The organism is Croceicoccus sp. Ery5 (assembly GCF_020985325.1).
Taxonomy (GTDB): Bacteria; Pseudomonadota; Alphaproteobacteria; order Sphingomonadales; family Sphingomonadaceae; genus Croceicoccus.
The window spans coordinates 1,335,827-1,348,686 of record NZ_CP087587.1; the positions used below are offsets into that span (position 1 = coordinate 1,335,827).

The window sequence follows — 12,860 nt, forward strand, 5'->3', positions numbered from 1 at the left end:
AAGTTTCTACCAGTTACGAGTAGAGCCTTGGGCCACTTTGCTCTGCTACCCAACCTTGGACCGCTCAGGTCTGGAGTTTTCGGCCTTGCTCAGGTTCGGTGGGCTGGTTTCACCGGCTGAGTTTGCAAGCATGATCGGGGGGATATTCCCGATCGCGCTGTGCGGTCGATCCTCGTTGTAGTGTCTACGCCAAGCCTCCAGCTTTTCGCAAGCATCTTGCAGCGACAGGAACCAGTGGGCGTTCAGGCATTCGCTGCGCAGCTTGCTGTTGAACGCCTCGATGAACGCATTGTCTGTGGGCTTGCCAGGGCGGGAGAAGTCCAGGATCACACCGCGCTGGTAAGCCCACAGATCCATGTCCCGCGAGATAAATTCGCTGCCATTGTCGACCCTGATCGTCTTCGGATAGCCGATTTTCCTGCAGGCGCGATCCAGCGTGGCAACCACGTCCTCGCCGCGATAGCTGAAGCGGGGATCGATCACCGGCGATAGCCGGGAGAACGTATCGACCACGGTCAGGATACGAAGCTTGCGCCCAGTCGCCAGCTGGTCGTGAACAAAGTCCATCGCCCACACATCGTTCGGTTGGACCGCCGGTGCGCGATCCTCGCGCAGCTTGGCCTTGACCCGCCGCTTCGGCGTCTTGTTCCTGAGCTGCAGGCCCAACTCCCTGTAAAGTCGATAGACCTTCTTCAAGTTCACGCACCAACCGTCCCGGCGCAGGATGTAATATACCCGCCGGTATCCGTAGCGGACATGCGTCTCGCAGATTTCCTTGATGCGCTTCTTCAGAAAGGCCGGATCAGTACGACGGGACTGGTAATGATAGGTCGAACGATCAAACTGCAAAGCCGAACATGCCCTGCGGATCGTCACCTGCCAGTCCTGCCGAACAGCGTCGATAAGCTCGCGCTTCCGATCCGGCCTTAAAGCTTTCGCTTGATGACATCCTGCAGCATCTCGCGATCCAGCGTCAGGTCCGCGACGATCTTCTTCAGACGTCCGTTCTCATCCTCAAGCTCGCGTAGCCGGCGCATCTCCGACGGCATCAGCCCAGCGTACTTCTTCTTCCAGTTGAAGTAAGTTGCCTGGCTGATCCCGGCCTTCCGGCAGATTTCCGCAACCGGCGTTCCTTCCTCACCTTGCTTGATAACGAACGCCTTCTGCGCGTCCGTAAACTTCGATGCCTTCATCCCACGACTCCTTGCCCAGCCAAGGAAATCTACGGCCAAAAACTCTAGCTGCGAATGGTCCAAGTTTCAGGTGGCAGAGCAATGATTCTGCTGGGTTCCGTGTACAGCCAGCAGGGGAGTGGGTGAATCCTGAGGATATTGAGGACGGCTTCAATCTGATAGCCGGTTCTGGGGGCGACGAGATTGTCCTCAATTGTCCTGCCCGACGAGGGGATGAAAGACCCGTCATAGATTGCATGGGCCGTCAAAATGTCGGTGACCTCATTGGCCAATGATGCACGACCGGTGAATGCCTCTGCCTTCTGGATATCCGCTCCCGGGCCTGCTGTTGTCCGAGCCCAGTCATATCGGCCGCCCAAATTGACCGCGAGCCGATCGAGTGGCGGATTGATCGTCTGCGCGGCGAGGCACTGGCAAATTGCCGGCACGCCAAAAGATCACAATGCTGGGCAGTACACAATGCTGGGCAGTAAATACGTATCTCGCTTTGTATTTCGGGCAAGGACGAAGTCGGTTGTCAGGTCCAGTATGCGGTGGCTCCTTTTAGAATGCTGCGATGCTCGGTCACCCGGGCTAGGTCACGCTTCAGTTGACGGATCTAGGCATCCTTGCCGGCATCGCTGATGCTGGGCTTCCGTATTGTCGCCTCGTGTCCTCTAGATTAAGATAGAAGGCGCCCGGAAAACTAGGGGGGGCTCCATATTCACTTCGTAGGATGATGAGAACAGGCCACCGCATAGATATTGAAGCTAAGAATGCTGCAATGCAGTATATTGGCGATAGGCCACAATCACGACCATTCGTTGCCGAGCTTTATAATCTCCAATTCACGAAAAGCATGGATTTCATTCTGGCGTCCCGAACCGCGGCGGCTGCGACTTGCCGTGATGGATCGGCCCAATGCAGCTCGCGCTTCGAGTCTTCGGGCACTAAGTCGGTCTGAACATTCCCAATCCCGCAGTCCTTAGGGTCTCAATAATGAAATCCATGACAGTCGAAGAGGTCCAGAGCCGCGCCAAGAGCGCGCCCATGATGCTTCTGATCCGTCGTTTCGCGACGGCTCTGATCGGCCTCGCATCGACGATCTTGGTCGCGCGCTTTCTATCGCCACGCGATTTCGGTCTTGCTGCCATGTCGATGGCGGTCGTTTCGCTCGGCGATGCGTTGCGCAATTTCGGTCTCACCAACGCGATCCTTCGCAAAGGAGAGATCAACGAGGACGAGGTGACATTCTGTTTCTGGTTCAACGTGGTCTCGACGCTGTTGATGTCGGCGATCTTCGTAGCCGGCGCGCCGTTGATTGCCGCCTATTTCAACGAACCTGAAGTTCGCGTCATCATGTATGGTTCGGTCATCGGCTTCGCGATCGGTGGCTTTGCCATGCAGCACAATGCGATCATGAAGCGGAACCTGGAATTCAGGCAGGTAGCCTTTTGCGATACCGCGGCGGTCGCGGTCGGTTTCATCGTAACGCTCGCGCTGGCGATCATTCGCCGCGACTATTGGGCGATCGTCATTGGACTGGTGGCCCAGTCGATAGCGCGCGCGGCCATTAACATCTATCTCACCCGCTGGATGCCTGGTCGGCCACGGCGCATCGAGGGCATTCGCGAACTATTGTACTTCGGCTTTAATACATCGCTCTATGCGACACTGAATCAGGCCTCGCGGCAGTCGACTACATTGATTATCGGCTACTTCTTCAATTCGGCTCTGCTCGGCTATTTCAACCGGTCATACGCCTTGTTCAAACTGCCGCTTAGCAATCTACTTGAGCCGATCGGACAAGCGAACATGCCGATTCTCGCAAGGCTTCGGCTCTATCCAGATCATTACCGCACCACATATCTCTCGCTGGTCAAAATGCTCTCTGTACTTCTAATCCCGGCCTCGGCGTTTATCGTTTTTGCCGGGCCGTCGCTCGCGCTGACTCTGCTGGGCCCGCAGTGGGAGCAGAGCGGCGAGGCGCTTTCTTATCTGGCACCCGCGCTCGCGGTCTATGGCGGGATCTATCCGATCAGCAACCTGCTTATCACTCAAAATCGCGCCGGCGAATTGCGCCTGATCGCCCTGCTCGACGTAGTGTTCAGGGCAGGGGGGGCGTTGATCGGCGCGCAATTCGGCTTTCTTGCTGCGATCGCGGGCTTTTCGATTGGCTCGGTGCTGACGTTGCCAGCCCGTTTCCTGATTGCCGGAAGGGTCGGCACGATTACGGCCGGCGACCAGCTGCGCGCAATTCTTCCGTCTCTTCCACTGGGGATCGGCGCCCTCGTCGGGGGCGCCGCCGGACAATACGCTGCCGATTATGCCGGATTGGTACCAATCCTCGAGTTGATCAGCGTCAGCCTCGCATCTGCACTCGGCACGCTGGTCGCGCTCGGGCTCAGCCGCGATGCGCGGCGGGTGGCGGTGAACCTCATCGATGTCGGTCGCGGCCGCTATCACGTTGGCGTCCCGGCACAGGACGCAGAGCGGGGCGTTGGTCTGGCCGAACGCGGCCCGGTAACCGGGGGCTGACGAAGTGGAGGCACAAACTTGATATTTGAAGTTGTTGGCATCTGGTACAAGAACAAGGGTGCGGTCCTCATGCTCGAGGCGATCCGCGAGCAGGTTCGTGCCCGCTTTCCCGATGCCCGTTTCGCAGTAACCGAAATGAAGCCCGAGGGCCGTTACGGTCTCGACGTCGTCGGTACGCTGGAACCGATGCGCAAGCTGCAACGGCTGCAGCTAATGTTGCCGAGCTGGGTCCTGCGCATGAACAACCTGATCAAGCGGCGCGAGGTAACGGTCTCGCTTGACGCCTCGGGATTTGCCTATGGTGACTTCTGGGGGGCGCGGAACATCCGCAACCTCAGCCGCCGATCACGCGAGTCGCGGGAGTACGGTCACATCACCATAATGCTGCCCCAAGCGGTCGGACCGTTCGAGGATGTGGAATTTACCAAGGGTTTTGCGGAGGCCGTGAACAATTTCGATGTTGTCTTCCTGCGCGACGAACAATCGATGCGGCTTGCGGGCAAGGCCGGGGTGGATATGAACAGGGTCACCCAGTCGCCCGACTTCACGAATTTGCTTTTACCTGCTCTCGATCCTGAGCATGCGTCGTTGAGCGGCGTGGCCTGGCTGATCCCGAATGAGAAGGTGCTCGCGTCGGGAGACAAAGGCCGGACCGAAGCTTATCTGCATTTTATGAGCGAGGCGGCCAAAACCGCGATCGCCGCGGGTATTGACCTGCGCATCCTTCTCCACGAAGGGCGGAGCGACCGCGGCATTGCTGACCGGATCAATGCTAGGCTTGTGAACCCGGTTCCCATTGTAGAAATCGATTCCACGCTACAAACCAAGGCCGTCATTGCCGAGTCTGCCTTCATAATCTCCTCCCGCTTCCATTCGCTGGTCAGCGCGCTGTCTAACGAAGTGCCGGTCATCGCATGCGGCTGGTCGCACAAATATGAGGAGTTACTGCGGGATTACGGCATGGAGCGCTGGAACCTTGATCTGTCGAACGATCAGGATTGGACTGCGCTGGTCATGGATTTCATCGCGCAGGTGCGTTCGGGCGAATTGTCGCGCCGGATCGCGCCCCATGCCAAGGCGGAAAAGGCCAAGGCTGAAGCGATGTGGGACAAGATCTTTGCAATCATTGCGAAAAAGGCCGGCTGAGCTTCAAACAGGGTAGGGTATCGATGACTGTCTGCAGGAAGAATTCATGCAGGTTTGGATTATCCGCTCGTCCGGCTTCATAGGAGCGGCGCTGGCAAAGGCTTTGCTTGCACGTGGCGATAGCATGATCGGCACCGACAATTTCAACGATTGCTATGCGCTTTCGCCCAAGCACGACTGAACCACGGAATGGCTCGCTGCAGGCGGCGGCCGAGCCCAGATGCTGGAGTTGGACTTTCCAGACAATGCGGCCCCGACGCAAACGCTCGACGGCAGGGATGTCGACGCCAAATACATTTTGGCGCGCAGGCGATTCTTCACGGTCTATGGCCCGTGGGGGCGCCGCGACATGATGATGTGGATCTTCACCAGCAAGATCCTAGCCGGCGATCCGATCCCCGTGTTTAACAACGGGCAGATGATGCGCGACTTCACCTATATCGACGATATCGTCGCAGGCGTCGTTGCCGCGCTCGACCATCCGCCGCACGACGACGCTGCCCCAAATGGGTATGGCGGTACAAAAGATGCCGCCAAACCTGTAATGCGTTGATTCTGCATTAAAAACGGCGAGAATGCTGTCTCGCTCTCAGATCGTCGGTTCAACGAACCATTCCACCGAAAAGTCAGCGCACAAGCTGTTTGAGTAGTTGGATTCGTTTGCGCTTTGCATCAGGTTCGGCAGAACAACTGCAGGTGCGATGCAGCTAATGCTGCGGCGCGGCGCGGAGAGTGGATATATAGATTTTGTTTGTCGGGTCACAAGGATGGAGCGGTTCGCGCGCTCGCGTTGATATACTGCCGTGGGCAGGGTCGGCGCATCGTCCTTTTGCGCCTTCGCTCGAACGCAAGCGGTTGCAACTCTACCTGGCCATTTTCCTTGCCGATCTGTCGATCTTGCTCGGCTCGTTCCTGCTTGCCGGATCGTGGCGGTTTGGCACGCCCCTGGCCACGAACGCACTTCGACAGGCCATGCTGTTCATTCCGCTGTTCGCGGTTTTGGCGCTCTACAATCGCAGCTATTCGGTCCGCACGCTGACCGATCGGGGTTATGCGGTTTCACGGGTTTTTTATTCGCTGCTGATCTCGGCGGCATTTCTGCTGTTCCTTACCTTCTACGCCAAGGCCTCGGACCAGTTTTCGCGGTTCATCTTCACGTCGGGCACATTGATGTCTTTCGTGCTGATGACCGGGTTTCGTTTGTGGATCTTCCAATACATCGGCCGTCGCTGGGGTCCGGCTTCGCAGAACATACTGGTGATCGAGGATGACGGGCCGGCCGTGGATATCGCGCATGCCTATCGGGTCAACGCGCGCAGCGGGTTTCTGCAACTGGACGCGACCGATCCGGGCGCGCTCGACCGGTTCGGCCGCTGTATAGAAAACATGGACCGCGTCATCGTTAGCTGCCCCAAGGAAAAGCGCCCGCACTGGGCTTTCTTCCTTCGCGCCGCGGGCGTCGATGGAGAGGTGGTGACCGAAGTCGGCCAGCGCCTTGGGGCGATCGGCCTTCGTAAATATCCTGGGTTTACCTCGATGACCGTGTCGGCCCGGCCGCTGGGGCTGGGGGACAAGGCGATGAAGCGCCTAATGGACGTCAGCATCGCCGGAGCCGCGCTGCTGGTCCTGGGTCCACTGCTGCTGCTGGTGGCCCTTGCCATCAGGATGGAGGATGGCGGGCCCGTGTTCTTCCGCCAGCGCCGGATGGGCCGTGGCAACCGGTTCTTCTATATTCTGAAATTCCGGTCGATGAAGGTGGACAATTGCGACCATCATGGGGTGAAGTCCGCCAGTCGGAACGACCACCGTGTGACCCGTGTCGGCCGGTTGATCCGCCGCACCAGCATAGACGAACTTCCCCAGCTTCTGAATATCCTGCGCGGCAACATGTCGCTAGTCGGCCCGCGCCCGCATGCGCTGGGGTCGTTGGCCGGTGAAAAGCTGTTTTGGGAAGTCGATGTGTCATACTGGCACCGCCATTCGCTGCGTCCAGGCCTGACAGGTCTTGCCCAGATCCGCGGCTATCGCGGCGCAACCGATAACGAGCGGGACCTGTCGAACCGCTTGCGCAGCGATCTTGAATATATCGCGAACTGGTCTCCGTGGCGCGACGTGTCGATCTTATTCCAGACCCTTCAGGTCATGGTGCATTCGCGCGCGTATTGATTAATGCGGCGGGCGCGGATGCGCTTTCCAGTGCTACGGGGTACGATTATCCTTGATTCGATTGCACACAGGCCTTGCACGATCGTCGGGAGGCATGGTCTGTGAGCGGTATGAAGCATAGGGCCGACATCGATGGGCTGCGCGCGATTGCCGTTTTGCCCATTACCTTTTTCCATGCTGGCATCCCCGGCTTTGCCGGCGGCTTTGTCGGCGTTGATATCTTCTTCGTTATTTCAGGCTTCCTAATCACCGGCATCCTGGTCCGCGACCTTGAAGCCGGGCGCTTCAGCTATTCCGATTTTTACGAACGCCGCCTACGCCGCATTTTCCCCGCGTTGATCGTGATGCTCGCGGCATCGCTGGTGGCGGCCTACTTCCTGATTTTGCCCAGCGAAGCGCGAAGCTTCGGGAAAAGCGTGATCGGCGCCATCGTCTTCATCGCCAATATCGTCTTCTACCGCGAGGCTGGCTATTTCGACGACAGCGCGGAGGAAAAGCCGCTGCTGCACACCTGGTCGCTGGGTGTCGAGGAACAGTTTTACATCGTCTTTCCGATCATCCTGTTCGTGTTAATGAAATATCTGCCCCGCTATCGCGGTGCCGCGATGATGGGGCTGGCTGCCGTCTCGCTGGGGCTGTGCGTCGCGCTTACGCCGCGCAATCCCGATGCGGCGTTCTACCTGATCCCCACCCGTGCGTGGGAATTGCTGGCAGGTTCGCTGCTGGCGCTGGGCTATGGCCCGCGGATTGCGCAAGGTCCTGTGCGAGAGGGCGTGGCACTGGGCGGGCTTGCACTGATCCTCGCATCGATATTCCTGTTCGGCAGCGACATGGCGTTTCCCGGCTATGTCGCCATCGCGCCGGTTCTGGGCTCGGCGCTGGTCATCGGCTATGCGCAGGGCACGCTGGTAGAGCGCGTTCTGTCTATAAAGCCCTTCGTTTTCGTCGGCCTCATCTCCTATTCGCTGTATCTGTGGCACTGGCCGATCATTGTGTTCGGCAACAAGGCCAGTACGGGCGAAGCGGGCATCGGGATCGCCATCGTCTATGTCGCGGTGTCTCTAATCGCGGGTTATCTGTCCTATCGTTTTGTCGAGACGCCGTTCCGCAATCGGAGCCGGTTTACCCGGCCGTGGATCTTTGCCGGCTCGCTGGCCAGCGCAGGGACGTTGCTGGCGTTGACGGGCGCAGGGCTGTCCGTTGACCTTGGCCAGAGGCAGTTTTCGCGCCAGATGATCATGTTCGACCGCGCGCGCGAGGATGTGAGCCCGCACCGCGTCCGTTGCCATCCGTCAAGCGGGCTGGCAGCGCCTGAAGACGCTTGCGTGCTTGGCGATGCGACCGCCACTACGGCGGTCTGGGGGGACAGCCATGGTGTAGAACTGGCCTATGCGTTATACCGACAGGGTCACGCGATCCGGTCGATGACCTATTCTTCGTGTCCGCCCATGATCGATGCGGAAGTCGAGGACGTACCGGACTGCGCCGCACACAACAGACTCGTGCTCAATTATCTGCTCAATCGACCCGACATAAAAAACATCGTGATAGCTGCTTATTTTCCCAGCGTATTGAATAGGCCTGACGTTGCTGCGGGCATGCGGACATCTGTCCGTCGGCTGCTTGCAGCTAAGCGTCACGTATTCATTGTTGCGCCAACCCCGCATGAGAGGTTTGGCGATTTGCCGAGGCGGCTGGTCCGTAACGGAGATTTTTCGATCCCGAAATGGCAATATGAAACTCGCAACAGCGAGATCATCGCTTTTCTTGACCAATTGAAGAAGGAAGGCGCAACGATCCTTTGGCCAGCCGACTATCTTTGCGCGCGGGGCCAATGCCCAGCGACTATTGAAGGGCGGCCCGTCCTGTTTGATTCTCATCACACTAGCCAGTATGCGGCAGACTTCCTTGCAAAACGCTTCGCATCTGTGATTTGGCGAGACGATGCAGGGGCAAGCCAATCGACGCCTGCGCAAGAAGGGCCAGGACACATAGCGACCAATTGAGATACATTCGCAAGTGAGCCTCGCCATTCGCTGCTTCGGCGATTAGAATAGCGCCAAGACAGGAGGCGTCATGTCGGATCCGGCCTATATCGTTTATGATCGCGAATGTATTTTCTGCCAGAACTACGTATCATTCATTCGCTTGAAGGATGCGGTCGGCCCGGTCGAACTGATTGATGCGCGCTCCGACGATCCGCGCGTGGCGGATCTGGTGGCCAAAGGTTTCAACCTTGATGAAGGCATGGTCTTCGTCAATCGCGGACAGGTCCACCACGGCGCTGACGCCGTCCACGTTCTGTCTCAGCTTACCAGCCCGGTCGGGATGCTCAACCGGCTGAATGGCAGGATCTTTGCCTCACCCGCACTAACACGGGCGCTTTATCCTGCGATGAAGCTGGGGCGCAGGATCACGCTGATGGCGCGGGGGCGCTCTCTTCTCAACAAGCGGGGGTAACGGCAGTGCGGATGCATTGCCGCCCCTCACTGCCCTATTCCCGCCAAGGCCCTAGTGCGTGCAGATCTGCGGGTCGGAGAATTCGACCGGCTTGAAGAGCAGAAGTTGCTTTTCAAGCTTGCTGTAGCGGGGCTCCCCCCAGTTGGCCGCCGTCACATGCTCGTACTGCTGGCCGTCTGCGGTGTAGCTGATCCAGTCGTTCTTCTTGCTTAGCAAGGCACGCTCGAGTTCCAACGGCACCATGCCCTTGCCTTGATCCGCCAGCGCTTGGATCTTGGGGATCGAGGATGCAGTGATCATCAGCACATCAGCCTGGTAGGGGGCGATATAGGGTGGCTTTAGGAACAGCAGATGGTTCGTCTCACCCCCTTCGGTATGAAGGTTGCTGAACATCGCGATCGAACTTTCGGTCTTTAGCCCGATATAGGGTGAAAGGCATGATACGAAAAGCACCAGTGGAATGGCATAGATCCACTTCGGGTGCTTCGGGATCGGTGTGACGTGATATGGCAGAATAGAGAGTGTCGCCCCTGTGAGCCAGACCATCGCAAGCCCGCCTAGAACTGACCAGACGATGATCCATGCCGAATGCCACATCATCTTGCCCGTGGTTACGAAACCGGCGGGATCGAGCGACTGGACATAGGACGCGACGAATATGCCGAGTCCCAACAGGAACAGAATTGCCGCCATTGCCACGCTGCTGGCCGGGAGGAGCGGAATCCGCGACAGCACCTGCTGTACCCGAGTGTAATAGGCGAGGCTCGCCTCCACCGGAATAGACAGTGTATAGAGTGCGAAGACCAAGCAAGAGAAATCCATATACCAAGAGTAGGCTGAGATCGGAATGATGTAGTGAAAAACCAGTCCAATGATCAGCCCGAAGGCAAAGAAACGGCGCCAGAAAAGGCAGACTAGAGTGATTGTTTCGACGACAAAGGTGGCAGCGATCGCACCATATTGACCCAGCAGATTATCCTGCAGCCCGAAGACATGGACCAGAGGGCGGTAAAGTGCGGTCGCGCAACTTGCTCCGGGGTCGAGGAAGCCCGTGTTGATCTTATGGAATATCCCGTAGAAATACATTGTGGCGAGCAACAGGCGGGCCACAATCCTGAGGCTCTCGTAAATCTCGACTGTCTTGCCCTGAAGGGTGCGACCGCGCAGCCATGTCGTACCGATCACCAGAACGATTGCCGTGTTCATGAAAAACGCGATCGTTTGATTGTTCGATGCGACGGGCAATCGCATGATATATTGCAGCGCCATCATTGCCGAGAGGGCGAAGAGCAGAAACAAATTGCGGTGGCGCACAAAGAGCGCGATGCATAAACCCAGCGTCGCGTAGTTAAGCAGCGCATATTTCAGGCCGGTGCGCAACATCATGTTGTCATAATGCGAAACGACACTGAGCACGGTTGCCAGCGCCCACATGACGCAGAATGCGACCATCGCGTCATTATTGGCGGAAGCGACGCGCGTCTTCCGGCCGCGCAAGGCGGGATCAGCAGCCCGGCTTGCCACAATCAGTCTTCCAATGTGTATGAACTCACCGAAGTGTTCAGTGGCTTCTGGTCAAGCTGTGAACTGCATTGGCTGTAATAGGCGCAATGGGTGAATACGGGAAGATTGGTAGCTGCGACCAGTAGTCCAAGCAACATCACGATGGCGACAGCGAACTGTACAAGTTGACGAATAACGAAATCCATCAGTTTGCCCCCTCCAAGACCGGCAACGAAGCTATTTGTGCAGCACATAGCACGTATTTTCCGGTTTGATTTGGCAATCATGGGTGAATGGGCATCAAACTGACGAGGGAACGGCTATTTTTCAGCCTATGTTGAGCATCAAAACTGTGCGTCAGAACACTTTTGTGCCATTTACCCGCAGGCTCGCCGCCTTTGATCTATCGTCAGCAGTATAGAGTACCTGCCCCTCAGGAGCGACAAGTGTACGAACCACTACTTCCCGCGATGAACCTTCAAAGGCGATGACGGGCCGCTTAGGATCGCCGTGGCATTCCAACTGGTCGATCACGATCGGACCCTGACCGCTGCTGCTCGCCACGATAATATGTGCAAATCGGGGTGAACGGCTGATGATCCGCCCATGACGCGTACTGCTGTCCCATAGTTTCAGGTTTTCGCGCGCTCCGGTGATATCAACTTGGGTAATTCTGCAATTGGCGCCCTTGCAGTCGATCCCAGCGTCCGACACATTCCGGATCACCCCGTTCTCGATCAGTCCGTCATCATGTCCGCGTTCAACCGAGATACCGTCCGCGTTGCGATATCGTTCACCCTTCTTCATGATAAGGTTGCGCAAGTCGAAGCGAGAGATTTCCCAGTCGCGGCAGACATCGTCCGTCCCCTTGCCCCAAAGGCAGATCGCGGCGAAGGCATCGCTGGTATTGTTAATCTCGCGAGCGCCGACTAATTTCAGATTGCGGGCGCGTAGCCGACCAATCCGGTCGGTCGCGCGCAGGAATCCCATGCCATAGCTGGATGGCCGGGCTTCAAAACTTTCAATTCGATCGAGCAGGATTTCGGGCGACCCGCGCATGACGATCATCGGGCCATAGCGTTCCAACCTGACGTCGGTGAAATGCACCGGGCCCATGTCAGTCGTGCCATTGGCCTTGATGCCGATCCACTTGTCGGACCACCACGCATCGGACACGGTTAACGACTGGCGAGATGACATGTTTCGCGCACCTTCGCCGGTCTTGCGCGGCGTTGTAATGCGGGGCGGTTCGGGCGGGAGGATCTGGCCATAGGGTGCGGCTAGAGCGGGAACGCTAAACGTGAGGCCTGCAGCGCCCGCTGCTCTGATCGAATGTCCGAATTGGCGCCTGGTGATCAAAAAAACCTCCTGTCTTTATTTGCACTTGGCCCCGTTTCTGTCCTCCACCCTGATCAGCTGTAGACGGTCTCGGGCCAGTCAAGCGCCGCATCGGAATAACCGAGGAGGGGGTTGGAGCATCCCACCTCATATGGATCGGCGAATGCAAAATAAGAAGACCGACCGGTTCTGTCTGGATCGAGCATATCGCTGGACCGGATGTAATCTGTCACGATCGCCTCAGGTTCGGACCTGACGTCGCGATCGGTTAGTTTGTCGGTCAGCTGCCAGACCAGCGGGTTTTCCATCGCCAGAACCTGTCCGCGCGAAAACGGCCCGTGACGCCGGACGGCAGCATTCGCGAATTCGGCCAACTCCCTCGGGTCGAAATATTCATCAGGGAAGCTGGAGCGGATCAGGCTTTCCACCGCATCATTCGCGTTGATGCCCATGGTATAAACAGAGGCTGCGGCGATTGTTCCTGCACCGGCAAGAGCGCCGCCCACAAAAGTTCTTCGATTGATGGTCATGTCACTG

The 12,860-nt window shown here is 57.7% G+C and carries 11 protein-coding genes and 1 pseudogene; 7 read left to right on the forward strand and 5 right to left on the reverse strand.

Annotation, left to right across the window (positions count from 1 at the left end):
* Positions 1-45: 45 nt before the first annotated feature.
* Positions 46-1,193 (reverse strand): IS3 family transposase gene (locus LOZ74_RS06230; protein WP_370638881.1). Its coding sequence is split into 2 segments (ribosomal slippage): positions 46-938 and positions 938-1,193, totalling 1,149 coding nucleotides; the frame shifts between segments, so codons are not numbered across the junction.
* Between the two features lie 978 nt (positions 1,194-2,171).
* Between LOZ74_RS06230 and LOZ74_RS06235 the strand changes: the two genes are divergently transcribed.
* The 7 genes and pseudogenes from LOZ74_RS06235 to LOZ74_RS06260 all read left to right on the forward strand — a co-directional run bounded on the left by LOZ74_RS06235 (position 2,172) and on the right by LOZ74_RS06260 (position 9,482).
* On the forward strand, positions 2,172-3,710 hold the full coding sequence (locus tag LOZ74_RS06235; protein WP_230293313.1) for a lipopolysaccharide biosynthesis protein: 1,539 nt from the start codon (positions 2,172-2,174) through the stop codon (positions 3,708-3,710).
* A gap of 18 nt (positions 3,711-3,728) precedes the next feature.
* Positions 3,729-4,856, forward strand: a complete 1,128-nt coding sequence (locus tag LOZ74_RS06240) for a polysaccharide pyruvyl transferase family protein (protein ID WP_230293314.1) — start codon at positions 3,729-3,731, stop codon at positions 4,854-4,856.
* 46 nt (positions 4,857-4,902) lie between these two features.
* The gene (locus LOZ74_RS18220) at positions 4,903-5,037 is read left to right on the forward strand and encodes a hypothetical protein (RefSeq protein WP_255673982.1); all 135 of its coding nucleotides are present in this window, start codon (positions 4,903-4,905) and stop codon (positions 5,035-5,037) included.
* A gap of 129 nt (positions 5,038-5,166) precedes the next feature.
* Positions 5,167-5,373, forward strand: a pseudogene (locus LOZ74_RS18295) (NAD-dependent epimerase/dehydratase family protein); the annotation flags it as partial.
* A 338-nt stretch (positions 5,374-5,711) separates the two neighbouring features.
* On the forward strand, positions 5,712-7,022 hold the full coding sequence (locus LOZ74_RS06250) for an exopolysaccharide biosynthesis polyprenyl glycosylphosphotransferase (RefSeq protein WP_230293316.1): 1,311 nt from the start codon (positions 5,712-5,714) through the stop codon (positions 7,020-7,022).
* A 110-nt stretch (positions 7,023-7,132) separates the two neighbouring features.
* Positions 7,133-9,028: an acyltransferase family protein gene (locus LOZ74_RS06255; RefSeq protein WP_230293317.1), complete on the forward strand. Its 1,896-nt coding sequence runs from the start codon at positions 7,133-7,135 to the stop codon at positions 9,026-9,028.
* 70 nt (positions 9,029-9,098) lie between these two features.
* On the forward strand, positions 9,099-9,482 hold the full coding sequence (locus tag LOZ74_RS06260; protein WP_230293318.1) for a DCC1-like thiol-disulfide oxidoreductase family protein: 384 nt from the start codon (positions 9,099-9,101) through the stop codon (positions 9,480-9,482).
* Positions 9,483-9,533: 51 nt separating this feature from the next.
* Here LOZ74_RS06260 and LOZ74_RS06265 read toward each other — a convergent pair whose 3' ends face one another.
* The 4 genes from LOZ74_RS06265 to LOZ74_RS06280 all read right to left on the reverse strand — a co-directional run bounded on the left by LOZ74_RS06265 (position 9,534) and on the right by LOZ74_RS06280 (position 12,853).
* Entirely contained in the window at positions 9,534-11,006 is a 1,473-nt protein-coding gene (locus LOZ74_RS06265) for a thiol-disulfide oxidoreductase (RefSeq protein WP_230293319.1), read from the reverse strand.
* 2 nt (positions 11,007-11,008) lie between these two features.
* Positions 11,009-11,272 carry a hypothetical protein gene (locus LOZ74_RS06270; protein ID WP_230293320.1) on the reverse strand — a complete coding sequence of 88 codons (264 nt, stop codon included), beginning with the start codon at positions 11,270-11,272 and terminating at the stop codon, positions 11,009-11,011.
* Between the two features lie 70 nt (positions 11,273-11,342).
* Complete coding sequence (locus LOZ74_RS06275; RefSeq protein ID WP_230293321.1) at positions 11,343-12,185, reverse strand: hypothetical protein; 843 nt, start codon at positions 12,183-12,185, stop codon at positions 11,343-11,345.
* Positions 12,186-12,397: 212 nt separating this feature from the next.
* On the reverse strand, positions 12,398-12,853 hold the full coding sequence (locus LOZ74_RS06280; RefSeq protein ID WP_230293322.1) for a hypothetical protein: 456 nt from the start codon (positions 12,851-12,853) through the stop codon (positions 12,398-12,400).
* Positions 12,854-12,860 lie beyond the last annotated feature (7 nt).

Bases quoted from the DNA above. Each gene is read 5' to 3' on its own strand.
- LOZ74_RS06235 (WP_230293313.1), top strand. From the start codon at position 2,172: ATGAAATCCATGACAGTCGAAGAGGTCCAGAGCCGCGCCAAGAGCGCG.
- LOZ74_RS18220 (WP_255673982.1), top strand. From the start codon at position 4,903: ATGCAGGTTTGGATTATCCGCTCGTCCGGCTTCATAGGAGCGGCGCTG.
- LOZ74_RS06255 (WP_230293317.1), top strand. From the start codon at position 7,133: ATGAAGCATAGGGCCGACATCGATGGGCTGCGCGCGATTGCCGTTTTG.
- LOZ74_RS06260 (WP_230293318.1), top strand. From the start codon at position 9,099: ATGTCGGATCCGGCCTATATCGTTTATGATCGCGAATGTATTTTCTGC.
- LOZ74_RS06270 (WP_230293320.1), bottom strand. From the start codon at position 11,272: ATGATTGCCAAATCAAACCGGAAAATACGTGCTATGTGCTGCACAAAT.
- LOZ74_RS06275 (WP_230293321.1), bottom strand. From the start codon at position 12,185: ATGTCATCTCGCCAGTCGTTAACCGTGTCCGATGCGTGGTGGTCCGAC.
- LOZ74_RS06280 (WP_230293322.1), bottom strand. From the start codon at position 12,853: ATGACCATCAATCGAAGAACTTTTGTGGGCGGCGCTCTTGCCGGTGCA.